Genomic DNA, 22,712 nt, shown 5'->3' on the forward strand with positions numbered 1-22,712 from the left:
TGTTGTCACCCACATCAACAGCAGACCGCACACCCACCACCCGGCACTACCACACCACCAATCCGGGACGGAACGCCACTCTCGAGGCGACGAGGCAACTCAAGCCCAGATCACTAACCGCCGGTAGGAGGCGGCGGTGAGCAGGGCCGATCTCCAGCTCGACGGTCGCGTGTGTGGCCCGCAGTGTGCTCAAAAGCGATCTGCGACCGCGAGGCGCCGACCCACTAGCACCCTAGGCGTGCCCCGCTGCCTACGGATGAACAATCGTACGCAGCCGGGGAAAGAGAGCCGCGCCTGACATCAGTCCAGGAGAACTCAAAGTATCCGCCGACGGATCACTGACTCAGCTCGCCAGGAGGGCGGAGGAGTGTGGTCTCTGAAGGTTTGTCAACCGCCGTTACGAGAGCTTGCCGAATGGCCTGGATGGCGGGGTGCCGGCTGCTGCCGCGGCGGACGGCGGTGACCAGTGTGCGCGTTTTCTGACCGAAGGGCACTGGCCGCAAGGGGATAGTTGGCCGACGGCCAAGCCATACGAGGTCTGGGAGCAGGGCGGCGGCATGTCCTTGTTCCACGAGCCGCAGGTGGAGAAGGAGGTCGGCCGACTCGTAGCGCACGTCGGGTTCGAATCCGGCGCCACGGCACACGGTCATCGCCCAGCGGCGAGCGGCCGTGCCATCGGGTTCCATGACCCATGGGTAACCGGCCAGCATACGCAGCCCCTCCTGCAGCTTGGTCGTGTTTGTGACGGCCGGATAGACCAGGTGCATGGAGTCGTCGCCGAGGAACTCCTTCTCGAGTTCCGCGGGACGAGGGCTGGGAACGCCCGGGTATTCCACGTCGATGACCACATCGACATCGTGGGCGAGCAGAGCCGACAGCGCGCCTTCCCGCTCCATCTGGGTGACCTGGATGCGAAGACTGGGATGTGTGTCCCGTAGCAGTGTCAGTGCCGTCGGCACGAGAGCCAGAGCAGCAGTTTGAAAAGAGGCGATGCGCAGAGTCCCGGTCAGCTCGCTCAGAGAGCTGGCAATGTCGGCCTCGGCCTGCTCCAACTGCTCGAGCACGGCTTCGGTGTGAGCGACCAGGACCTCAGCCTGGGGGGTCAGACGCACGCCGCGCCCCACGCGCTCAAGGAGGGGGACCCCAGCCTCCGACTCCAGCAGGGAGAGCTGCTGGGAGATGGAAGATGGGCTGTATGACAAGGCGGAGGCGACCGCAGCGAGCGTGCCTCGGTGCTTGAGCTCGCGCAGCAGGCGGAGCCGATGGAGATCGAACACGAAGTCCCGCCCAACGATCGTCGGATTCTCTAATGATTAACGCTCAAAAACATCCACTGGAACAATGGCAGGAGAATCGGCACAGTGGCGGTGTGGCTACGGAAACCTACGCGCTTGTCGGGCGACCAGAGGCTCCAGACCCCTCGGCACCTGGATCCTGATCATGGTCTACTCGTTACTGTTGTGGACCCGCTGCGAGGGCTGCCGGGTCACCCGAGCCCGCTACCAACTGCCCTGGGCCACCGACGCCCAAAACCAGCTGCTGATGTATGCCGACAAGGGGCATACAGCACCACGGTGCTGTGTCTGCCGCCGGCCGTGGCGGCCCTGGTCGGCGGTTGTTTCGTGGCCCGCCGCCGGGTGGACACCATACTCAGCGCCGCGGTGGCCGCGGACAGCGAATTCGGGGCCTGACGGGTGGCGCAGACCGACGGGGAAGTTGGCTACCCGGAGCGTGCGCCGGCAAAGGCGGCAGCTATTCGTGAGCCCCGCCATGCCCCGCTCGCCCATGTGGTGCGCGGAGACCTCATCGAGGGGGTCCATTACGGCTCGGTCGTCGTCCTGTCCGCCGATGGTGGCGTGGAGTTCCAAGCGGGCGACATTGAGGCGGCGTTCTGCCCGTGCTCCGCACTCCGGCCGGTCCAGGTCGTGGGCTTGCTGCGCGCCGGGCTGCCCCTGGACGGCGAATTGCTAGCGCTGGCTGCGGCGAGTCACTCAGGCGAGGAGCGCCATCTGGTTGGAGTCCTGCGCCTATTGGCGGTTGCCGGGCTGATCGAAGCAGACTTGGGCAATACGCCCGACTGGCCGTGCGATCCCGCGGTGCGTGAAGCGTGGGTCCGTGGTGGACACGGCTTGTCCCGGCTCGCGCAGAACGGTTCCGGCATGCATGCAGCCATGCTGATGACAGCTCAGGCCCGGGGCTGGCCGCTCGACACTTACCTCGACTCCGGGCATCCGCTGCAGCAGTCAATCGCCGCTGCGGTGGAGGATCTGACGGGTGAGAGTATCGCGCAGGTGACGGTCGACAGGTGTGGAGCACCGCTCTTCTCCGTCTCCTTGCACGGCCTCACCCGAGCTGTGGCTCGGATCGCCTCTGCGGCGCCGGGCACCATGGAGGCCAGTGTCGCCGACGCCATACGCGACTATCCGGAGATGGCTTCCGGGAGTTGGCGGGATGTCGCACGGCTGATGCGAGCCGTCCCGGGCCTGCTGGCCAAGGACGGGTTCGAAGGGGTCCAAGTGGCCGCCCTGCCAGATGGCCGCGCTGTCGGGGTGAAAATCGCCGACGGAGCCGACCGTGCCCGGATGCCGGTGGCCGCAGCGGCTCTCGTGCTGTGCGGAGTCGACCGGGACGCCCTTGCCGAATTCGCCAACAGGCCCCTACTGAGCGGCATGACCATGATCGGCAGCCTAAGAGCCGCCGGTGCCCTGACCCTCGACCTTCCCGCCGTACCGCCGGCTTCTGAAGCATAGGAGCAGAGGGCCGGCGCCATGAGAACACAGCGCAAGGCCCAGGCGTATACCGCCAACCAAGCGGTGTTGGGGAAGCCCGGGTGGGTGAAGGTGGGGGCGCCTCCCGTGCCCGAAGGGCTACGGGGGAGGGGCGAGGGCCGAGTCCGGCAAGGCGGAGGATGGGGGTCCTCCTGCCAAAGGCAGGGGAGAGTCCACGCGGAGCGTCGGCGACTGACGACAACGCAGCCAGGCGACAGCCATCGGTCCGCGACGCCGCCCGGACTTCCCCGGGGCCGCTTAGAGTCCGTATTCGGAGTCGTTCGCGATGCGGATTGCTTCCTCCTCTGTGTCGAACGGGATGGCCGCGAGCACTGGCCCAAACACCTCCTCCCGGGCGGTCTCCATGTCGGTGGTGACGTCGGTGAACAGGGTCGGCTCGACCCAGTTGCCGCCACCGGGGACCGTGATCCGGCGCCCGCCCACAACCGGCTTGGCGCCTTCAGCGACAGCGCCGTCGATCAGCTGCATGACCCGGTCGGATACGGCCGGGTTCACCAGCGGGATGGAGGTGACGGTCGGGTCGAAGGAGTCGCCGAGGTGGACGCTCTCGATCTGCGCGGCCGCGGCTGCGACGAAGTCGTCGTACACCGACCGCTGCACGAGGGCGCGGGTATGGGTCGAGAACAGTTGTCCGGACAGGCCCGGGCGACCCGGGGGACGCCGATGCCTGGGACGTGACCGGTCGCGGCACCGTACGGCTCGCGGACGTCGGCGGCGAGCGGGGGGCTCGACGAAGAGGGGTTCGACGATGCCGTCGGCCAGCTGGGCGACGTCGCGGAGGCCGAGGCGGATGGCCCGGGCCCGCAGCTGCTCCAGGGCCACGTAGGTGGTGGGGAGTGAGGGCCGAGAACGAAGCATGCTCGGGGTGGCCAACAGGAGCGCGTCAGGGCTGGCCAGGACGCAGTACACACAGCTGAGCCTGGGAAGCAGCGTGTCGTAGATCGGGGGGTACTCCAGGCCCTCGGCGGCGATCTCTTCCCAGACCGCCAAGTTGGACAGGGTGAAGATCGGTGCCACGTCTACGCCGCCGTCCACCGTGCGGCCCGGCCGGGATGGACCCTTGAGCTGTTGCGTATCAAGGGCTGTGCTTGTCACCGGGCATCGCGCTGTCGAGCACGGCGTTCAGTGCCTGGCGGTCGAGACGGTGGACCTGCCGGTGTGGCACCGAGACATAGACGCCGACCCAACAAGGGCGAGGGCTTGTCACAGCGAGTTCGACCGCCAATGGGTTTTCGCAGATCTCGATGTCGGGGCGGCGGCGCAATGCGGTGTCGATCGTTTCCCTGCTGAGTTCCTCGCCCTGGCGCCACAGGGTCACGGGCCCGACCGACCGCCAAGCGTTCACCGCACCGAGTTCGGCGAACTCCACCCTGGCTTGCGGGGCGCCGCCAAGCAGAGCGAACAGTGCCGCCTCTGCCGTGTGACCGGCAGCCAAGGCGTCGTATGCGTGCCCGGTCCGAAGGGCGGCCTCGTCCCTCCGGTCGACGGTCCAGCGTACGCCGAAGATGGCGTTCGCCGGCCACATGATCTCCACGGCGATGTCGTGTTGAGCCGACCGAGCGACCTGCTCTACGGCCTCCAGCGCACGGACACGACCCTCCGCGAGGGTGACCGCCGCTGCTGTTTCCCAGTAGCCGTCAGCAGCAATTTGCAGTACGGGCGATGTCGCTGAGGACACTGACTGCCCAAGCGCCGCCCACCATGGTTTCGCACTGTGTTCCGACATCACTGCATTGTCTCCTCGGTGCTGTGATCGTCGCAGTCACACCGGTTCAACACCGGCGACGATCCCGGTGCGCTCGGGCGACCCCGGTGAGGTGATCCACGACCGTGACGGGTGCCGTGGCGGCGGCTGGCGATGCGAGATCGTCGTCCCGTGGCCGTCGCTGATGGAAACGGCCGCCCCCTGGGGGCAGGGCGCGGCCGTGCTTGAGCGACCGGCACCGTGAAGGCGTGCGCAGCCACCACAGGCAGGCCACGACGTACGGGCCGCGGTCATCGCCGCTCTCGAAGCGGCCCGGGGCCGCGGCCCCGAACGAACCAGCCTCCGGAAAGAAGGACCGACCTGCTCTCGGGCGGCGGGTCACTTCGCCGCGTCAACGACCTCCTTCGCCGTCACCACGCGAGCGAAGCCGATCCCTTGCAGGGACACCGCCGACGCCTGCGCGACCTCGTCCGCGGTCCGCCGCCACCCGAACGGGCCCTCCACATCGAAGGTGTAGGTTGCATCGTACGCAAACAGCACGTCGTACCCCAGGTTCCCGCCATGCCGCGCGGTCGTCTCCACACACCCGTTGGTCTGGATCCCGACCAGGACAAGCTGCGAGATGCCCTCCGCTTTCAGCCAGGCGTCCAGATCGGGCGTGCCCAGGAAGACCGAGTTCACCGACTTCGTCACCAGCAGTTCCGCCGCTCCGGTTCCCTTGCCGCGCCGCTGCTCCACGTACTCCTTGAAGTCGTTGCCCTCGTACCCGGGCCGCAGAGGCGAGTCCGGCTTGTCCGAGTCGTTGCGGACGAAGACGACCGGCCGGCTCGTTGCCTGCCAGACGTCGATGAGGGACGCGATGCTGTCATCCGCCCCGGGGTTGTTCCGCGGTCCGAAGTAGTCGAGCTCCTCGAAGCCCTTCTGAACGTCCACGACAATCAGCGCTGCGTTCTGTGCGATGTCCATGCCCACGATCCTGGCGTCGCTGACATCCTCACCCCAGATCCACAAAAGTCAGTGATCGATGATTTACTGCCAATATGGAGCGTACCTACCGCGTCGCACTCGTCGCCTTCCCCGGTATCCGCGCCTTCGACGTCTCCGTCATCACCGAAGTCTGGGGCGTCGACCGCACCGACCACGGCCTCCCCGCCTTCGACCTGCACCGCGCCGCCACCGACGGCACCCCGGTCCCGATGCGCGGCGGCCTTACCCTCCTCCCCGACCGCACCCTCGCCTGGCTGTCCCGCGCCGACCTCATCGTGGTCCCCGGCCTCGACGACCACATCACCCCGGCGCCCCCACCCGTCCTCGATGCCCTCCGCCGCGCCCACGCCCGCGGCACCACCATCGCGGCCCTCTGCGGCGGCGCCTTCACCCTGGCCCAGGCCGGCCTCCTCGACGGCCGCCGCGCCATCACCCACTGGAAGCTCGTCGACCCCCTCCGCGCACAGCACCCCCACGTCACTGTCGTCCCCGACGCCCTCTTCATCGAGGACGGCAACATCTGGACCGCGGCCGGGACCGCCGCCGGCATCGACCTCTGCCTCCACCTCGTACGCACCGCGCACGGCGCCGAGGCCGCCGCCAGCATCGCCCGCTCCATGGTCACGGCGCCCTTCCGCACCGGAACCCAGGCACAGTTCATTGAGCACCCCACCCCCCACGCGGACCGCGACGGCGACGCCCTGGCCGCCGTACGCGCACACGCGCTCCGCCACCTCCACGAACCACTCACGGTCGCCGAACTGGCCGCCCACGCGGGCATGTCCGCGCGCTCCTTCGCCCGCCACTTCACCGCGGCGACCGGCACCACCCCCCTCCGCTGGCTCCTCGACCAGCGCATCGCCGCCGCACAGAAGCTCCTGGAACGCACCGACCTCCCCATGCCCGAGGTCGCCCGCCGCGCCGGCTTCGGCAGCGAGGTCACCATGCGCCAGCACTTCGCATCGCGCCTCGCCACCAGCCCACGCGCCTACCGAGCCGCGTTCAGCACGGCTCCGGCAGCAAAAGCGGCCGACAGCAGCCCCTTCGCACGATAGACGGCGTTCATCGCCGAGCCCCTTCGCACGATAGACGGCGTTCATCGCCGATTAGCTCCAGGCAGCAGATTCGCCGGCCCGTTCTACATGGCCGGCGCCGACCTCCTGGTCCGCAAGAACGACAGCACGATCGGGGGCCCGTACTCCCTGGAGGGCAAGACGGTCTGCGCGGTCAAGGGCTCGACCGCTCTCCGGGAGATCGGGAAACCCGACTACAACACCATGACGGTCGAGTCGACCAAGGACACGGAGTGCGTCCAGCAACTGCTCGACAAGGAGATCGACGCCGTCACCACGGACGACGCCATCCTCATGGGCTGCGCCGCCCAGCGCCCGGACAAACTGAAGGTCGTCGGCAACCCGTTCACCGAGGAGCCCTACGGCATCGGCATGAACAAGGACGACGAAGCGCTGCGAGAGGCGGTGACGGACGCGCTCGAGGCCCACGACGAGAACGGCGACCACAAGAGGGCGTACGCGGCGACGCTGGGCCTTTCCGGCTCGAAGTACGGCGGGGCGCCGGTGGTCGAGCGCTACTGACACGAGGCCCTGGTCCACCCTTGCAACATCCGACGCTCGGCATCGGACAACACCAGCGGCTCAAGCCTGTTGTCACCCACATCAACAGCAGACCGCACACCCACCGCCCAGCACTACCACACCACCAATCCGGGACGGAACGCCACTCTCGAGGCGACGAGGCAACTCAAGCCCAGATCACTACTGACTGCGGCTCGTCAGGGTGATCCTTCCTGAAGTGCCTGCTGGTCCTGGTCCTGGGGTGGTGGCTGTATCCGTGGTGTGTGGTATGCGGATGGGGGCGGGCTGACCCCTGCGGGACGTCAGCCCGAGACGGTACGGATGCAGGCGGCCGAGCTGTTCGAGCGGAAGGTCAAGCCGCCCGAGGTGGCACGGCGCCTGCGGGTGAGCCCGAAATCGGCCTGCCAACGGCACCAGCTGTGGCGGGACGGCGGCGTGCAGGCGCTGGCCTCCCGTGGCTCGAGTCGCGATGCCGTCTGTCTCCGCGCTGCCTGGAGAAGCTGGCCGCCCGCAACACGTACTGACCGCCTGCGCGATCAACCTCGTCCGCACCGACGCCTGGCAGACCGGCACTCCCTCGGACCTACCCGCACCTCACGCTTCTCCTGACTCCGAACTTCCTCCACTCTTCCGTGAAATGACCAGCAGAGTATCTACGTTGACCTCGCAGCGACGGCCGAGGGCCAGCGGGAGATCTCGGACTGTGGGCCGGCGACGGCGTAAAAGGAGCCAAGCACCGGCTGCAGATCCTCACCGAGATCAAGAACCGCGGCGTCGGCGACCCTCATGCTCGTCTGCGACGGACTGAAGGGCCTGCCCGGCGCGGTCGGGACGGTCTGGCCGACCACTATCGTCCAGACCTGTGTCGTGCATCTGCTGCGGAATTCCTTCCGCTGTGCCCGCCAGGATTGGGACAAGATCGCCAAGGTCCTCAAGCCGTCTACACCGCACCGGCCGAAGAGGCCGCTCTGGACCGCCTCGCAGAGGGCGTGGGGCAAGAAGTACCCGGCGATCGTCCACGCGTGGGAGGAGTTCCCTCCGTTCCTCGCCTTCAATACCGAGATCCGCCGCATCGTCTGCACCACCAACGCCATCGAGTCGGTCAACGCGCGGATCCGCCGGGCGGTCAAGGCCCGCGGTAACTTCCCCAACGAGCAGGCCGCACTGAAGTGCGTCTACATGGCGATCATGTCGCTCGATCCGACAGGCAAGGGACAAGCCCGCTGGACCAGCCGCTGGAAGACCGCCTTGAACGCCTTCGACGGACGGCTCTCCGCAGCCCGCCAGTAGCCTTAACGCCCCGAGCGTCACCCTTCATTGGACAGACCCGCACCAGGTGTCCCTCGGCCGCGAGTCGCCGCGTAACGCGGCGACGATCCCCGCGGTCGCTCCCGTAATCAGTGCAGTCGTCATAGGCGGCACGATAGTGCCCCGTGTGCGGGCGCGGCGCATGCGTCCACCTTGCCCGCCGCGCCCGGAAACCGGGGCTAACCGCAATACCGGTGATTTAGGTGTGTTTCTGGCGTCTGCTGGTTGGTTTGGTGGGTGGGACCAGTGTGACTGCGACGGCCGGTGGCCGGGGTGGGTTGCGGTGGTGGGTGTGTTTGAGGTGCCAGTTGGTCATCTTGCGTTTGATGACACGGGGGTTGGAGCGCTGCCTGCGGGGTGGCAGGAGTCGTTCCAGCAGCTCACGGACGGTGTGAGTCAGGGCTCGGTTGAGTCGTGAGGGGGGAAAGTGCCGCCTGGTCGGTGACATGGCGGCGGGCGATGCGAAGAGTGCGGGTAAAGGACAGCCGGTCCGGGTCGAGGCCGGCTTGGTGAGCGGTGTGGTGCATGACGTCCCGGAGCGCGTGGTGGACGAGGAGGAAGCCGTAGATTTCCTGCTCAACGCCATCGGGATACTGCGAACGCAGGACGAGACGGTGTCCGCCCTGATGGGTCTTGATCTCGTCCAGGGTGTTCTCGATCTCCCATCGCTGGTGGTAGAGGCTCGCCAGGTCGGTGGCGGGTGCCTCCTGCGGGTCGCAGATGGTGGTGATCAGCCGGTAGACCGATTCGTCGGCGGGGCGGCCGAGGGTGTACGCGATGACGCGGACCCGGGCCGGGTCACGGCGGTCGCGGTCGCCGGTGGCCACGATCTCGGACAGGTAGGAGCCGTCGTCGAAGGCCTCGAGGACTGGCAGCACGATGTTCTTGCGGACGCGCCACAACAGGTCCGCGCTCGTGCCAGAGGCGGCCTGCCACAGCTCGAAACCGGTGATGCCGCGATCGGCCATCAGCAGCATCCCGGGCTCGAGCCGGTCCAGCAGGCGGGGAATCAGCTGCTGTTCGTGAACCGACAGCGGGCCACTCGCCGCGGCGAACACGGCGTGTGTCCCGCACTCCACCAAAGGGGCGACCCTCACCTGCGGATACGCACTGCGCTGCTGGCCCCGGCCCGAACCGGGCCGGCCGAAGAGCACGCTGTTCGCCTCGGTGTCCGGAACGTCGAAGACAGTGCCGTCCACCGCGACCAGCCGCCACCGCCGATACCAGGCACCAGCCGTGCCCTCGACCGCCACCGGCCGACACACCCGCGCAAACAACACCTTCAACGGCTCCGGCCCCAGTCGGCGGCGGGCCCTGCCGATCGCCGCCGTCGTCGGCACCCGCCACGGCTTCTCCCACCGACGCACCCGCTCCAGCCCCTGCGTCAGCAGCCGAGCCACTTCCTCATAGCCCTGCCCCGAGAACAGGCACATCGCCAGCACGAAGTAGACCACTACCCGCGCCGGAAGAAGCCGGGACCGCTGTTCCAGACGCCCGCACTCCACCACCACCTCATCCACCAGCTCCGGCGGAAACACCCGCGTCAAGCACCCAGAGCGATCCGGTCCGACAACCGCTCACCCGACGACTTCACCTGTCCAGGCCTTGGCACACCACACTCAACGACCAACACCCTCAAAGTCACCGATATTGGGGCTAACCGCTCTGCTTGGCGACGTACTCCCGTGAGGTCCTGAGCAGTTCGGGATGGAGCGTGTCGCCCGCCGCGAGCACCTTAGGCAGCAGTGTGCGCTCGGTGGTCTCGGCCCGGAACGCCACCTCCACCGTCACTTCGTGGTCCGGCCGGTGCACGATCTCGATTGTGTCGCCCGCGCGGATCTCGCCGGGCTCGATGACTCGCAGATAAGCGCCGGGAGCGCCCTGTTGGGTGAAGCGCTTGACCCAGCCCTTCTCACCCAGCCAGCTCGCGAACGTACGACACGGAATGCGGCCGCTCGTCACTTCGAGCACCAGCTCGCCGCCGATCCGCCAGCGCTCGCCGATCTTCGCCCCGCTCACGTCGAGCCCGCTCGTGGTGAGGTTCTCCCCGAATGCGCCGTTGCCGAAAGGCCGCCCCAACTCCCGCTCCCAGAAGTCGAGATCCTCGCGCGCGAACGCGTACACCGCCTGGTCGGTGCCGCCGTGGTGGCGCAGATCGCAGACCGCGTCCCCCGCGACGCCGCCTGCCCCCTGGCCCTTGGGACCGGGGTCGCTCACCCGAACGGCCCCCTCGGCCGGCTGTTTGTCGATGCCGGTCGCGCCTCCCGCCGCGTCGGTGTAGTCGACGATCTTCGGCCGGCCCACATTCACGGTCAGAAGCTTCATGGACGACACGCTAAACCCACTCCCAAAGGGACAAATCGAATGCAAGGATTCGCGCCCAGATCACCTGGGACCCGTAACTCGACGATCCGCGCGACCTTCTCGCGAGACGCCATCGACGACGGAAATTACGGCCAGAGCGACACGACCAATCGGCGGCCGACGGCCCGTGGTGGTTACAGGTCCTGGGTGCGCTGGCGGGCCAGGTCGGTGGCGGCGGTGTTCGTCGAGGTGTTGTTCCTGTCCGCCAGTTCGAAGACCTCGGTGAGGGTGTGGCCGATGCGGGCGCAGTCCTCAAGGACGCGGGTTCGGTCGTAGCCGTCGAGCAGGGCCGCGTTGTTGATGAGACCGCCGCCGTTCGCGATGAAGTCGGGCGCGTACAGGATACCGGCGTTGCGCAGCAGGTCTCCGACAGCGGGGTCGGACAGCTGGTTGTTCGCGGCGCCGGCCACGACCCTGGCCTTCAGCTGGGGCACGGTCGTCGGGGTGAGTGCGTCGCCGAGCGCGCAGGGGGCGAACACGTCGGCGGGCTGGGTGAGGATGTCCTCGCTGGACACTTCCTGGGCTTCGAGCTCCTTCACGGCTCGGCGTACGGCGTCGGGGCGGATGTCGGCGACCAGCAGGTGGGCACCCGCTTCGGCGAGCATCTGGGCCAGGAAGTAGCCGACCTTGCCCAGGCCCTGGACGGCGACGGTGCGGCCGCTCAGACCGGAGGTGCCCCAGACGCGTTGTGCCGCGGACTGGATGGAGGCCAGGACTCCGGCGGCGGCGGGCTCGTCGGAGTCGACTCCCTCGCCGCCCAGGACGTGTGGGGTGTTCTCGCGCATGAGGGCCACGTCGTCGACCGAGATGCCGACGTCCTCTCCGGTGACAAAGTGGCCGGCGAGCCGGTTGACCGCGGCACCCATGGCGCGGAGCAGTTCCGGTGTCTTGTCCCGTCCGGAGTTGCCGAAGATGACAGCCTTGCCGCCGCCGAAGGGCAGCCCGGCCAGGGCCGACTTGTAGGTCATCGCCTGCGAGAGGCGCAGGGCGTCGCCGATGCCGTCTGCCTCCGTGGCGTACTCCCACATGCGGGTGCCGCCCATGGCGTTGCGCGGTCCGACGCGGTGGACGGCGATCACGGCCCGCAGGCCGGACTTCGGGTCGCTGACGAACGCGACCTGCTCGTGGTTGTCGAGGGCGGGATGCTGGAACAAGGTCATGAGGGCCTCCACCTGGTGAGCGGCTGCGGACGTGGCGTCATCAACGTAGGTCCGCGCCGTTCGCGCACTCCGGTCCAAGCAGCGGTGAAAAGACCGGACCGTCCGTCCGCCGACTTGGTGCGGTCTCTTCGGCCTTCTTTGGTCCGGGTGTTCCCCCGGACGGCTCCCTAACTTCGGAAACGACCGTGCTCGGGCCCTTCCTCTGCATGTCGTGCTCGAGTCTTCCTCGCACGTCGTAAGGAGTCGTCCATGACGGAAGCGACCACCGATCGTCAGCCTCTGCTTGGCTACCACCACCTGCGCTACCACGTAGGCAACGCCAAGCAGGCCGTCCACTACTACCGCACCGCTTTCGGCTTCACGCCCATCGCGTACTCCGGCCCGGAGACCGGCAACCGCGACAGCGCCTCCTGGGTGCTGGCGCAGGGCGACGTACGCCTGGTGCTGACCGCCGGTCTGCTGCCGGGGCACCTCGCCACCGACCAGCAGCATCTGCACGGTGACGGCGTACGGGACATCGCCTTCGCCGTACCGGACGTGCGGGCCGCGTTCGACGCCGCGCTCGCCGGCGGGGCCAAGCCTGTGACCGAGCCGCACGAGCTCGTTGACGACCACGGCAAGGTGGAGCTCGCCAGCATCGCCAGTTACGGCGACACCATCCACACCTTCGTCGACGCGTCCGGCTACTCGGGCCCCTTCTTGCCCGGTTACCAGGCGGTGGGGGACACCGGCAGGCTGGGCGGACTGAAGCCGCTGTGGACCGTGCCGCCGGGCCGCGACTTCGGTATCACCGCCATCGACCACATCGTGTGCAACGTCCCGTTGCACGAGATGAACACCTGGACCGAGTTCTACGAGCGGGTGCTCGGCCTCACCCAGCTCGTCCACTACGACGACGAGACGGTCGGCACTCAGTTCACGTCGATGATGAGCAAGGTCGTCTGGGACGGCACCGGCAAGATCAAGCTCAATGTCAACGAGCCCGCGCAGGGCAAGTCGCTGTCCCAGATACAGGAATACCTGAACTACTACGGCAGCTCCGGGGTGCAGCACATCGCCTTCGCCACCGACGACATCGCCACCACGGTCAAGGAAATGCGGGACAGCGGGGTGCGGTTCATGCGCGTTCCGGACACCTACTACGACGAAGTGCGGGAGCGGGTCGACATCGATGCGCTGGGCCTTGACCTGGACCGGCTCGCCGACCTTGGCGTGCTGCTGGACCAGGACGAGGACGGCTACCTGCTCCAGGTGTTCACCGAGCCCGCCCAGGACCGGCCGACCCTCTTCTACGAGGTCATCGAGCGGCACGGCACCCGCGGGTTCGGCCTGAACAACTTCAAGGCCCTCTTCCAGGCCATCGAGCGGGAGCAGGCCGCCCGCGGCAACCTCTGAGCCGTACACAGGCGGGGAGCGGGCATAGTCCTGCGAGGCCGCGGTGGGTGCTGTGCCCACCGCGTACGCCCCGGTCACGCGGGCACAGATCGAGACATGATGGGGCCGGTGCTAATGTCCAATTTTGTGCAGTTCGACCACACGGCCCGGGGGTCGGAACTCCTGCTCGGCATGGACCGCTCCAGCGACACCCCGATGCACGTACAGCTGGAGGGCGCGCTGCGCGACGCCATCCGCAGCGGCCGCTTCGCCGATGGGACGAAGCTGCCCGCCTCCAGGGTCCTGGCCGCCGAGCTCAGCTGCTCGCGCTGGGTGGTCGTGGAGGCCTACCAGCAGCTCACCGCCGAGGGATATCTACAGGCCCGGGCCGGCGGTGGCACGGTGGTCGTCAGTCCTCCGCCCCCGGCCGGGGACATTCCACGGACTCCTGTTCCTGCGCCGCCCGCGGTTCTGGTCGACTTCGAACCCGGCCTCCCGGACCTGGCCGCGTTTCCCCGCAGTGCGTGGCTGCGGGCGCTCCAGCACACGGTGCGAAGTCTGCCTCACCACGATCTCAACTACGGGGCCGACGCCGGGGTGCCCCTGCTGCGGCGTGTTCTGTCCGAGCATCTGGCGCGTACGCGGGGAGTCCGGACGGACGCGGACGGCGTGCTGGTGTGCGCAGGCGTCACGCACGGCCTGACGCTGCTGTGTGAGGTGCTGCGCGAGCGGGGACATCGCCAGGTCGCTGTCGAGGACCCCGGCTGGCCGCGGCTGAGCAAGGCCGTACGCAGGGCGGGTCTCACGCCGGTCCAGGTACCGGTGGACGAGGAGGGTCTGGTCGTCGACGCGCTGTGGCGGACGTCGGCCCGTGCAGTGCTGGCATCTCCGGCCCACCAGTTCCCGGCGGGCGTCGTGCTGTCGCCGAGCCGTCGGACGGCTCTGCTCGACTGGGCGCGCGAATGCGACGCGGTGGTCTTCGAGGACGACTACGACGCCGAGTACCGCTACGACCGCAGACCGGTCGGCGCGCTGCAGGGACTGGCTCCCGACCGGGTCGCGTACCTCGGCACGGTCAGCAAGACGCTCGGCCCAGGCGTGGGGATCGGCTGGCTGGTCGCGCCCAGAGAGCTACGGCCGGCCCTGGTCGGCCTCCGGGACTGCGGGGACCCCGTCCCGGCCACCCTCGATCAGATGGCGCTGGCCCATCTGATCGAGTCGGGCTCGCTGGACCGGCATCTGCGCCGCACCCGGAGCAGTTACGTGGAGCGCCTGAACACGCTCCGCACCGCGCTGGCCGAGCATCTGCCCGGGGCCCGTATCCAGGGCGTCGACGCCGGTCTGCACCTCACGCTCCTGCTGCCCGACGACGCGGATGAGGCTGCCCTGGTCCGTGAGGCCCGGCGGCTGGGCGTGCTGGCTGCCGGACTCGGCGCCTACCACAGCGGTACGTCGCCAAGGCCCGGTCTGGTGATCGGCTACGGCAAGGTCCGCCGGCGGCAGATCACCGAGGGGATCGCCGCGCTGGCCGAGGCCTACCGGACGACTCGGCGCATCGGAAACTGACCTTTGAACCGGTCTCCACATGGACCGGTTCACCGGCCCCTGAATGGTCAGGTTCATCCAGGAAATCGCCGCATAGCCTCCTTGGCACAGAGCAGTTGGTCACAGACTTTCTGGAGGTAGGGATGGCAACGAAACCGCAGGCAATCAGCGCACCCGAGCTGCCTTCCGTCCCGGCCGCGAAGTTCTTCTACAACCACGCAGTCCGCCACGGCAGTCAGCTGTGGATCTCGGGCCAGGTCTCCATGAACGCAGACGGAGCCGTCGTCGGCGAAGGAGACATCACGCGGCAGGCGGAACAGGTCTTCGAGAACATCTCGGCTGTGGTGCGGGCTGCGGGCGGCGACCTGTCGCACGTGGTGTCCACGGCGACGTACGTGACCGACCGGTCCCTGCTGTTGCCTGTCAATGAGGTCCGCGGCAGGTACCTGACGTCCGATCCGGCGCCCACCAGCACCCTGCTGGTCGTGGCAGGGCTCGCCCGGCCGGAGTTCCTGCTGGAGATCAGCGCGATCGCGGTCCTGCCCGAGTGACCACGCTCGCTCGTAGGGCTCGGCGGGCGCGAGGCACAGCTCCCGCCGCCCCTGAAGAATCCCACTCACCAGGAGACCCCAGATGAGCAAGCCGTTCGCCTCCTCGGCGGATCTGTCCGAGAAGCAGCAGTGCCTCGAAGTGCTCGCCGACGGCGTCTACGCCCTGACCGCCGAGGGCGACCCGAACGTCGGCGCCATCGAGGGCGAGGACTTCGTCGTCTGCTTCGAAGCCCTCGCCACCCCGGTCGCGGCCCGCGAGTGGCTGGCGCAGCTGCGCGAGCACACCGACAAGCCGGTCAAGTACCTTGTCCTGTCGCATTACCACGCCGTACGCGTTCTGGGCGCGAGCGCCTTCGACGCGGAGGTGATCATCGCCCACGACCGCACCCGCGAGCTGATCGCCGAACGCGGCAAGCAGGACTGGGCGTCCGAGTACGGCCGCATGCCCCGCCTCTTCAAGGAGCCGGACTCCGTTCCGGGCCTGACCTGGCCAACCCAGACCTTCAGCGACAGGGTCACCATCGACCTCGGCGGCGACCGCGGCGACCTCGTGCTGGAACACGTCGGCCGCGGCCACACAGAGGGCGACATCGTTGCCTGGCTGCCCAAGCACAAGATCCTCTTCGCAGGTGACCTCGTCGAGGCCCAGGCCGCCCTGTACACCGGCGACGCATTCCACCGGGAATGGTCCACCACCACGCTGGACCGCGTGGCCGACTACCGGGCCGAGGCAATCGTCGGCGGCCGTGGCGCGGTCGCCCACAGACGCGCAGCAGTCGACGCCGCCATCGACCAGACCCGGCACTTCCTCCAGGTCATGCTGCGCGAGGTCGGCGACGTCCAGACGCGCGGCGGCACCCTCAAGGAAGCTTTCCAGGCCACCCACGACGCCCTCGTCGACCGCTACGGCGGCTGGCCGATCTTCGAGCACTGCCTGCCGTTCGACGTGGCCCGGGCCTGGGACGAACTGTCCGGCATTGACCGCCCCGTGATCTGGACGGCCGAACGCGACCGTGAGGTCTGGAACGCCCTCCAGGACTGACAGTGGGACCTTCCCGGCCAGGCCCTCTTCCATCGCCTCGCCTCGCTACCCCGCCCGGTCGGTTGACCGACAAAACCACCTGACCGCCACGACCCGAAGGACCCCGGAGAAACCGACCCCGCGCAGGGACTCCACCATGCCCGAGCACCGAAATCGCGTCGCCCACCCGACAGCTGACGATCAGCGACCGCCTCATCACACCAACCGAAACGGCGAGGCTTAGAAGCCGTATCTCAACCGAACGTGATCTCTTGATTTCTGCTGGTCAGGCATGGTTTCGCTTGGAGTGAGGGAGGCATGCGCAGCCCCGAACCCACCGTCGACATCAGCAGCGCCGTGGCCCGACAGCGGCGGCAAAGCGGCCAACGCCGGCGGCGTGGCGACCTCCGCCCTGGAGATGCAGCAAAACGCTACACGGGCAAGGTGGACCTTCCAGGACACCGAGCGGACCCTGGCAGAGATCATGCACAGCATTCACAACACATGCCTGATCACTGCAGCTGACTACGGCAAGGCTGGCGACTACATCGCCGGTGCCAACATCGCTGGCTTCCTGACCGTGGCATCCGCGATGACCTCTCTCGGCCTGGTCTGACCCGCTGACGTGGGGTTGATCGGCCGATACCCCACGGCGGTCGGTCAACCCCCTGCCACCTCAGCCTCACCTGCCTCGCACCGTGGCACATGCATGAAGGAAGATCCTTATGGCCACGTACGCCTCTCGCTGCCAGTGGCTCACAGGCTGCAGCAGGAGCATGCTGGCTTCATACAGCCGCACCTCTCACCTGCACCGTCGAGGGGCACGGTCCACAGGAGCGGCGACATGAGCACCATCGACATGCCGCATCCCGCGGCCAAACACGGCGCGCTGATCACAATCGACTGCCGCGGCTGTACCACCATGTGGAGCCCTATGGCTCAAACCATGCTCGGATACGCCCCCCAGCAAGTGATCGGCCGCTCCCTCAACACCCTCCTCGCCACTCCAGCACCCACCTTCTGGACCCAGAAGACGGAAGCGGAATGGGCCGGCACCCTGGCCTTCAACCTCCCCCACGGGCACACCCGCCACCTGTTCGCACAAGCCTGCTGCATCGGCATGCCCGACCGTGAGGAATTCTGGCTCATCTACATCGAGCCCGCCGCCGCCGGAACTGAGTGCGTGTTTCTGATCCCCGGTTCTGAGTAGCTTTGAGTCCTACGCTGGCCCGGTGTCCGGGAACGCCGGTTGGGCTGGGGAAAGGATCTGCCGGGGTTGCGGGGAACGGCTGAGGCCGGGTGCCCGGCCCGGGGCGGAGTTCTGTTCGTCGGTGTGTCGGTCCAGGCAGTGGCGGCGGGAACGGCGGTTGCGTAAGCGGCTGGCGGCCGTCCGGGGCGGCACGGGCGAGGTGGAGTGCCCGGAGTGCGGGGCCCGGTGAGTGGCCGGCGTTGACCGCCGTTCGGACGCGGTGTTCTGTTCGCCTCGGTGCAAGGTGAGGGGTTGGCGGCGCCGGGCGGAACCGTTCGGCGAACGGTCACAGTAACCGCTGGGCGAACGCACCCGGGGTCCATTTTCTGTCATCACTCGGTCATTTGCGGTCATTCATTGTGATCTTAGGATTTTCGGTCTGACTCTCGGCTTGAAAGCGGGCCCTGCCCCGTGCGGTCCCAAGCGCCGTGCCCTGGCCCGCAGTTGGTGGTGAGACACCATGCCCGAAGTAGCTGAGAAGGTCGGGAGCGTTAGCGAGTCTCGTTACGAGCAGATCGTTGCCGAGCTGCGCGATGTGGTCGAACAGCAGACGCGTGGGCAGTTCACGATCGGTGACCGCGCTCTGGAGATCGAGCCGATGCGGCAGCGGGGCGGCCTGGTCGGGGAGACGGAGTGGACGGTCGAGGCGTCGCTGAAGCGTCTGGCCGATGACATCGGTCTGAGCGTCGCCACGGTGAAGACCACGAGGTGGGTGGCCTCCCGCTGGCCGAAGGAGCACCGGCAGCCCAAGATCGCGTCCTACACGGTCCACCGGGCCCTGGCGAACATCGAGGACAAGGACGAGCGGTTCGCCGCGATTCTGACGCCGCCGGACGGGAAGGCCCGGTGGACCACGGACGACGCGAGCCGACGGGTGGGGCAGCAGGTCGAAACCCCTATCACGGCGCAGGAGAAGGTCACCGCGATCCATTCGCTGGCTCAGGAGGAGGAGGTCGCCGCGGCGGTGACCACGGACTTCCTGAAGCGTCCGCAGGTGGCGGCCAAAGTGTCGGCGGAGGACAAGGTCCGGGTGGTGGAGGAGTTCACCCGTGACGAGTCGGTCGCGACCATGGCCGCGACCAGCCTGCTGCGCAGGCCGGACGTCGCGTTCAAGGCGATGAGCGACGACACCGCCCGCTTCCAGGTCAACCATGCCCAGCCCGAGCGCAGTCGGCAAGCCCGCGAGCATGCACGATCGTGCACGAGAACGTCGCCCGTGTGAGGGGTGTGTTGACTGAACTAAGATCAGGGTTTCCGCAGGTCAGTGACCTATTGAGGGAGTTAGCGTTAGCTGATGCGTGAGTGATGCTGACGGACTGATCCGTAATCCGGCGTCCTTCGTCGTGCCGCAGACCGGTCGGCTGGAGGAGACCGGAGAAGCCGCTGAGCCGTACCGACTGCTCGACCCCGAGGAACGGCTTGTCGTACCGGCGGCGGTGTTCTTCGCCGATCTGCAGGCGGCATCGAAGCCGCCGACGACGATCCGCTCGTACGGCATGGACCTGCTTCGGTGGTACCGCTTCCTGTGGGCCGTGGATGTGCCCTGGAACCAGGCGACGAGGGTCGAAGCCCGGGACTTCTCCCGCTGGTTCCAGCTCGCCGACAAGCCCGTACGTGTCCACTGGCGGCATCAGCGCAAAGGCGTCGCAGCGGACGTCGTGCCCGCTCCGCGCAGGTCACAGCGGCCAGAGCCGGGAACGCCGAACCCGGTTACCGGCAGGCCTGCGCCGAGCCTGAAGTACGCGGCCTCCACACGGGCCCACTGCGAGACGGTGCTGCGGGCCTTCTACGACTTCCACCTTGAAGAGGGCACCGGGCCGATCGTCAATCCGTTCCCGCTCGACCGGTCTCGCCCCGCCGGCCGGGCCCACGCCCATCACAACCCGATGGACTCCTTCCGCCCCGAGCGGCGGGGCCGCTATCGGCCGAAGGTGCCCAAGCGCATCCCGCGGCGGATCCCGGACGAGCTGTTCAACGCCCTGTTCGCCGCGCTGAAGTACAACCGCGACCGGGCCCTGCTCGCCTTCTGGGTCTCCACCGGCGCCCGGGCCGAGGAACTGCTCACCAGCCGGGGAAAGGATGCTCTGCCCGGCCAGCAGCTCATCGGCGTGCCCCGTAAAGGCACTGGGACCTACCGGCAGCTTCCCGCCTCCACCGACGCGTTCGTCTGGCTGCGGCTGGCCCAGGAGGAAGCCTGGCGCAAGGGGGCAGCCCGGGGCCGCAGCCATACCCTGTGGTGGACCCTGTGACGTCCATGGTGGCCGCTGAACTACCACGCCGCCCGGGCCATGCTGAACCGCGCCAACGACCTGCTCGGGTCGAACTGGACCCTGCACGACCTGCGGCACACCGCGGCTTATCGGATGGCCCGCGATCCGCAGATGTCGCTGACCGACGTCCAGTTGGGTCCTCGGGCACGCCCATCTGTCCACCACCGAGATCTACTTGGCCGCGAGCCAGCAAGAGGTCATCGAGCAGGTCCTCGCCCACCACGCTCGCCGGGAACGGCAACAGGTGCAGCCGCCGGCGCCGGCGCCCGGCTACACCCCCGCCAGCCTCAATGTGCTCTTCGGGCAGGCGAGATGACGACCACAGCCACGACGTCGGCCACGGCCGCCTCGCAGGGGAAGGTCGTCGCGTTTCACGGGGCGGCCCACAAGGCCTTGCAGGAGACCTTCCCACCGCGATCAGTGCCGGATACCTGGCCGGCCGCTGAGTCCCGCGACCAGGTCGTGGCTCTGCTCCGCGAACTTTCCGCCGAGTCTTCAAAGCACGCCCGCTACGTCCGAGTGCGTGGGGCCGACCTGATCATGTGCTGGTTGGAGACCTTCCCCGGGGAGACCTGGCAGCAGCGGTGGCGGGACAGCACGGCGGATGACCACCCGCGGAGCTGGAGCGACCTCCCTGCGTCCTGGCATGCCGAACGCGGCGTTGGCACTTCGTCCTTCCTTCCCTCGGGCACCCTGCATCTGATCTGCGGAGACGTGATCCGGCCCAGCGTGTCCTGGCTGCTGCACCTGCGCTCACCGAACATCCGCAGTCGGATGGAACTGACCCGGGACCCGGACGGGTACGCGGACCTCGCCGCGGTCGCCGGCCCTACGTGGTCGTCCCACCGGGGGCGGCTGGCCCGCCTGCAGATCGCGGTGCTGCTGGCCGCCAAGGGTGGCCGCATCCGCGACATCACGGTCGGCGACTGCCTTGAACTGCGGTCGACCGAGGCCCGCGTCTACCGGTTCGGAGGCACGGGCCGGTCACTGTTCTACAGCTGGCTCAAGGACCTCGGGCAGTTCCCGCCGGACGCACCGCACACCCTTCGTGATGTGACCAGGCACTCGGGGCAGGTCAGCGTCACCGGCCTCGTGGACCGCTACCAGCTTGAGTGCACTCCCGTCCGTGATCTGCTGGTCGACTACCTTGCCGAGCGTCAACCCTCCTTGGACTTCTCGTCGTTGGAGGATCTGTCGCGGATCCTGGCCCGACACTTCTGGAAGAACCTTGAAGAACTTCGCCCCGGCATCGACTCCCTCCGCCTCTCTGCAGAGAGCGCAGCGGCCTGGAAGGAACGCGTCCGCACCAAGATCGACCGCAAGCGCCAACCGGACGGCACCTACACCACCAGCTTGCGGCAGAACTACATCGACCTGCTGACCGCGGTCCGTGCCTTCTACCTCGACATCGCCCAGTGGGCCGTGGAGGAGCCGTCCCGTTGGGGTCCCTGGGCTGCCCCTTGCCCGATCAAGGCCAACGAGGTTTCCCACAGAAAGCGCGAATCACACCGGAAAGCGCGGATGGACCAGCGGACCCGTGAACGGCTCCCGGTCCTGCCCGCCCTGGTGAGGACGGCCGACGACGAACTGAAGAAGGCCCAGATCAGGCTGGAAGCCGTCCGCGCGGCAGCTCCGGGCGCCACGTTCACAGTCCTGGGCGAGACGTTCACCAAGGCCCGGGCAACCGATGGAGCGACCCAGAGCAGATCACGACCGCCTTCGACACGCACGGCAAGCGGCGACCGCTGGGCAGCGCGGAACGCCGAGCCTTCTGGGCCTGGGCCTCGGTGGAGTTTCTCCACCTCACCGGCGTCCGCATCGAGGAGATGCTGGAGGTCAGCCACCACACAAGCTCCCGACCACCAGTGAGATCGTCCCGCTGCTGCAGATCGCCCCGTCCAAGACCGACGAGGAACGGCTGTTGCTGGTCAGCCCGGAACTCGCCGACGTCCTGAGCACCATCGTCTGCCGAGCCCGTGACGCCTCCGGCACCATCCCGCTCGTTGCCTCCTACGACCACGGAGAACGCGTCTGGAATCCGCCGATGCCGCTGCTGTTCCAGTGGTGCAGCGGCGGGCAGAACCGCAGGGTGTCGATGACCACCATCCGTGCGGCACCGGACGAGACCTTGGATGCGGCCGGGCTGACCGACAACACCGGGCAGCCCCTGCGCTATCAACCTCACGACTTCCGCAGGATCTTCGTCACCGACGCGATCATGAGCGGGCTACCCCCACACATCGCCCAGATCCTCGTTGGGCACAAGAACATCTCCACGACGATGGGCTATAAGGCGGTCTACCCGACCGAGGCCATCGAGGCTCACCACGCGTTCATCGCCCGCCGCCGGGCCCTGCGTCCAAGCGAGGAATACCGCATCCCAACCCCGGAGGAATGGGACTCCTTCCTGGGACATTTCGAGCGCCGCAAACTTTCGGTGGGCACCTGCGGCAGGGCATTCGGCACCGACTGCATCCACGAACACGCCTGCATCCGCTGTCCCATGCTCCGGCCCGAGCTGACCCAGCGCTCCCGCCTCGTCGAGATCCGCGACAACCTCACTGCCCGGATCGCCGAAGCGGAACGGGAGGGGTGGCTCGGCGAAGTCGAAGGACTCCGCGTCAGCCTCGCTGGCGCGGAGGAGAAGCTCAGCCATCTGGCCGCCGAGGCAAGACGAAAGACGACCGCCGTGGACTTCGGCATGCCCACATTCGGGCAGATCGCTACACGAACCAGTGATGTCGCGTCCCCAGAACAAGGCGGCTAAGAGGCCCTAACAGAAGTTGTTGATCAT

General features: G+C 67.9%; 19 protein-coding genes and 3 pseudogenes. 15 read left to right on the forward strand and 7 right to left on the reverse strand.

Annotated features, from left to right (window positions below; all coding sequences use genetic code 11):
- Positions 1 to 335 precede the first annotated feature (335 nt).
- Entirely contained in the window at positions 336 to 1,277 is a 942-nt protein-coding gene (locus QFZ82_RS38555; RefSeq protein WP_307717528.1) for a LysR family transcriptional regulator, read from the reverse strand.
- 417 nt (positions 1,278 to 1,694) lie between these two features.
- Here QFZ82_RS38555 and QFZ82_RS38560 point away from each other — a divergent pair, with 417 nt between their 5' ends.
- Positions 1,695 to 2,750, forward strand: a complete 1,056-nt coding sequence (locus QFZ82_RS38560; RefSeq protein ID WP_307717529.1) for an asparaginase — start codon at positions 1,695 to 1,697, stop codon at positions 2,748 to 2,750.
- 276 nt (positions 2,751 to 3,026) lie between these two features.
- Here the strand turns inward: QFZ82_RS38560 and QFZ82_RS38565 are convergent, their stop codons facing one another.
- The 3 genes from QFZ82_RS38565 to QFZ82_RS38575 form a co-directional block, all read right to left on the reverse strand.
- Positions 3,027 to 3,779, reverse strand: coding sequence for an aldehyde dehydrogenase (locus tag QFZ82_RS38565; RefSeq protein ID WP_307717530.1), 753 nt, complete (start codon positions 3,777 to 3,779; stop codon positions 3,027 to 3,029).
- 85 nt (positions 3,780 to 3,864) lie between these two features.
- Positions 3,865 to 4,515 carry a hypothetical protein gene (locus tag QFZ82_RS38570; protein ID WP_307717531.1) on the reverse strand — a complete coding sequence of 217 codons (651 nt, stop codon included), beginning with the start codon at positions 4,513 to 4,515 and terminating at the stop codon, positions 3,865 to 3,867.
- A gap of 357 nt (positions 4,516 to 4,872) precedes the next feature.
- Positions 4,873 to 5,460, reverse strand: coding sequence for a cysteine hydrolase family protein (locus QFZ82_RS38575; RefSeq protein WP_307717532.1), 588 nt, complete (start codon positions 5,458 to 5,460; stop codon positions 4,873 to 4,875).
- A gap of 74 nt (positions 5,461 to 5,534) precedes the next feature.
- On the opposite strand from QFZ82_RS38575, the gene QFZ82_RS38580 reads away from it, so the two are divergent.
- The 4 genes and pseudogenes from QFZ82_RS38580 to QFZ82_RS38590 all read left to right on the forward strand — a co-directional run bounded on the left by QFZ82_RS38580 (position 5,535) and on the right by QFZ82_RS38590 (position 8,366).
- Positions 5,535 to 6,536: a GlxA family transcriptional regulator gene (locus QFZ82_RS38580; protein ID WP_307717533.1), complete on the forward strand. Its 1,002-nt coding sequence runs from the start codon at positions 5,535 to 5,537 to the stop codon at positions 6,534 to 6,536.
- A gap of 87 nt (positions 6,537 to 6,623) precedes the next feature.
- Positions 6,624 to 7,076 carry a hypothetical protein gene (locus QFZ82_RS38585; RefSeq protein ID WP_373429386.1) on the forward strand — a complete coding sequence of 151 codons (453 nt, stop codon included), beginning with the start codon at positions 6,624 to 6,626 and terminating at the stop codon, positions 7,074 to 7,076.
- 321 nt (positions 7,077 to 7,397) lie between these two features.
- Positions 7,398 to 7,582: pseudogene (locus QFZ82_RS39930) on the forward strand (helix-turn-helix domain-containing protein); the annotation flags it as partial.
- A gap of 280 nt (positions 7,583 to 7,862) precedes the next feature.
- Entirely contained in the window at positions 7,863 to 8,366 is a 504-nt protein-coding gene (locus QFZ82_RS38590) for a transposase (protein ID WP_373429387.1), read from the forward strand.
- Positions 8,367 to 8,764: 398 nt separating this feature from the next.
- Here QFZ82_RS38590 and QFZ82_RS38595 read toward each other — a convergent pair.
- From QFZ82_RS38595 to QFZ82_RS38605, 3 genes and pseudogenes are all read right to left on the reverse strand, one after another.
- Positions 8,765 to 9,996: pseudogene (locus tag QFZ82_RS38595) on the reverse strand (IS4 family transposase).
- Between the two features lie 44 nt (positions 9,997 to 10,040).
- Positions 10,041 to 10,709 (reverse strand): MOSC domain-containing protein, encoded by a 669-nt coding sequence (locus tag QFZ82_RS38600; protein WP_307717534.1) that lies wholly within the window; start codon positions 10,707 to 10,709, stop codon positions 10,041 to 10,043.
- Positions 10,710 to 10,882: 173 nt separating this feature from the next.
- A complete protein-coding gene (locus QFZ82_RS38605; protein WP_307717535.1) occupies positions 10,883 to 11,908 on the reverse strand; it encodes a Glu/Leu/Phe/Val dehydrogenase dimerization domain-containing protein in 1,026 nt (341 codons plus the stop codon).
- A gap of 249 nt (positions 11,909 to 12,157) precedes the next feature.
- On the opposite strand from QFZ82_RS38605, the gene hppD reads away from it, so the two are divergent.
- The 10 genes and pseudogenes from hppD to QFZ82_RS38655 all read left to right on the forward strand — a co-directional run bounded on the left by hppD (position 12,158) and on the right by QFZ82_RS38655 (position 22,685).
- Positions 12,158 to 13,303, forward strand: coding sequence for a 4-hydroxyphenylpyruvate dioxygenase (gene hppD / locus QFZ82_RS38610; protein WP_307717536.1), 1,146 nt, complete (start codon positions 12,158 to 12,160; stop codon positions 13,301 to 13,303).
- A 114-nt stretch (positions 13,304 to 13,417) separates the two neighbouring features.
- Positions 13,418 to 14,848: a PLP-dependent aminotransferase family protein gene (locus QFZ82_RS38615; RefSeq protein ID WP_307717537.1), complete on the forward strand. Its 1,431-nt coding sequence runs from the start codon at positions 13,418 to 13,420 to the stop codon at positions 14,846 to 14,848.
- A gap of 122 nt (positions 14,849 to 14,970) precedes the next feature.
- A complete protein-coding gene (locus QFZ82_RS38620; RefSeq protein ID WP_307717538.1) occupies positions 14,971 to 15,378 on the forward strand; it encodes a RidA family protein in 408 nt (135 codons plus the stop codon).
- A gap of 82 nt (positions 15,379 to 15,460) precedes the next feature.
- Complete coding sequence (locus tag QFZ82_RS38625) at positions 15,461 to 16,420, forward strand: MBL fold metallo-hydrolase (RefSeq protein ID WP_307717539.1); 960 nt, start codon at positions 15,461 to 15,463, stop codon at positions 16,418 to 16,420.
- A gap of 271 nt (positions 16,421 to 16,691) precedes the next feature.
- Complete coding sequence (locus QFZ82_RS38630) at positions 16,692 to 17,015, forward strand: hypothetical protein (RefSeq protein ID WP_373429388.1); 324 nt, start codon at positions 16,692 to 16,694, stop codon at positions 17,013 to 17,015.
- A 228-nt stretch (positions 17,016 to 17,243) separates the two neighbouring features.
- A complete protein-coding gene (locus QFZ82_RS38635) occupies positions 17,244 to 17,609 on the forward strand; it encodes a PAS domain-containing protein (protein ID WP_307717540.1) in 366 nt (121 codons plus the stop codon).
- A gap of 499 nt (positions 17,610 to 18,108) precedes the next feature.
- A pseudogene (locus QFZ82_RS38640) lies at positions 18,109 to 18,864 on the forward strand (DUF6192 family protein); the annotation flags it as partial.
- Positions 18,865 to 18,946: 82 nt separating this feature from the next.
- On the forward strand, positions 18,947 to 19,897 hold the full coding sequence (locus tag QFZ82_RS38645; RefSeq protein ID WP_307717541.1) for an integrase: 951 nt from the start codon (positions 18,947 to 18,949) through the stop codon (positions 19,895 to 19,897).
- A 570-nt stretch (positions 19,898 to 20,467) separates the two neighbouring features.
- A complete protein-coding gene (locus QFZ82_RS38650) occupies positions 20,468 to 21,787 on the forward strand; it encodes a hypothetical protein (protein WP_307717542.1) in 1,320 nt (439 codons plus the stop codon).
- Positions 21,788 to 21,839: 52 nt separating this feature from the next.
- Entirely contained in the window at positions 21,840 to 22,685 is an 846-nt protein-coding gene (locus QFZ82_RS38655; RefSeq protein ID WP_307717543.1) for a site-specific integrase, read from the forward strand.
- Positions 22,686 to 22,712: the final 27 nt, after the last annotated feature.

Source organism: Streptomyces sp. V4I23 (assembly GCF_030817975.1).
In the GTDB taxonomy this organism is placed as follows: Bacteria; Actinomycetota; Actinomycetes; order Streptomycetales; family Streptomycetaceae; genus Streptomyces.

Bases quoted from the DNA above. Each gene is read 5' to 3' on its own strand.
- QFZ82_RS38570 (WP_307717531.1), bottom strand. From the start codon at position 4,515: ATGTCGGAACACAGTGCGAAACCATGGTGGGCGGCGCTTGGGCAGTCA.
- QFZ82_RS38575 (WP_307717532.1), bottom strand. From the start codon at position 5,460: ATGGACATCGCACAGAACGCAGCGCTGATTGTCGTGGACGTTCAGAAG.
- QFZ82_RS38580 (WP_307717533.1), top strand. From the start codon at position 5,535: ATGGAGCGTACCTACCGCGTCGCACTCGTCGCCTTCCCCGGTATCCGC.
- QFZ82_RS38585 (WP_373429386.1), top strand. From the start codon at position 6,624: ATGGCCGGCGCCGACCTCCTGGTCCGCAAGAACGACAGCACGATCGGG.
- QFZ82_RS38590 (WP_373429387.1), top strand. From the start codon at position 7,863: ATGCTCGTCTGCGACGGACTGAAGGGCCTGCCCGGCGCGGTCGGGACG.
- QFZ82_RS38600 (WP_307717534.1), bottom strand. From the start codon at position 10,709: ATGAAGCTTCTGACCGTGAATGTGGGCCGGCCGAAGATCGTCGACTAC.
- QFZ82_RS38605 (WP_307717535.1), bottom strand. From the start codon at position 11,908: ATGACCTTGTTCCAGCATCCCGCCCTCGACAACCACGAGCAGGTCGCG.
- hppD (WP_307717536.1), top strand. From the start codon at position 12,158: ATGACGGAAGCGACCACCGATCGTCAGCCTCTGCTTGGCTACCACCAC.
- QFZ82_RS38615 (WP_307717537.1), top strand. From the start codon at position 13,418: ATGTCCAATTTTGTGCAGTTCGACCACACGGCCCGGGGGTCGGAACTC.
- QFZ82_RS38620 (WP_307717538.1), top strand. From the start codon at position 14,971: ATGGCAACGAAACCGCAGGCAATCAGCGCACCCGAGCTGCCTTCCGTC.
- QFZ82_RS38625 (WP_307717539.1), top strand. From the start codon at position 15,461: ATGAGCAAGCCGTTCGCCTCCTCGGCGGATCTGTCCGAGAAGCAGCAG.
- QFZ82_RS38630 (WP_373429388.1), top strand. From the start codon at position 16,692: ATGGTTTCGCTTGGAGTGAGGGAGGCATGCGCAGCCCCGAACCCACCG.
- QFZ82_RS38635 (WP_307717540.1), top strand. From the start codon at position 17,244: ATGAGCACCATCGACATGCCGCATCCCGCGGCCAAACACGGCGCGCTG.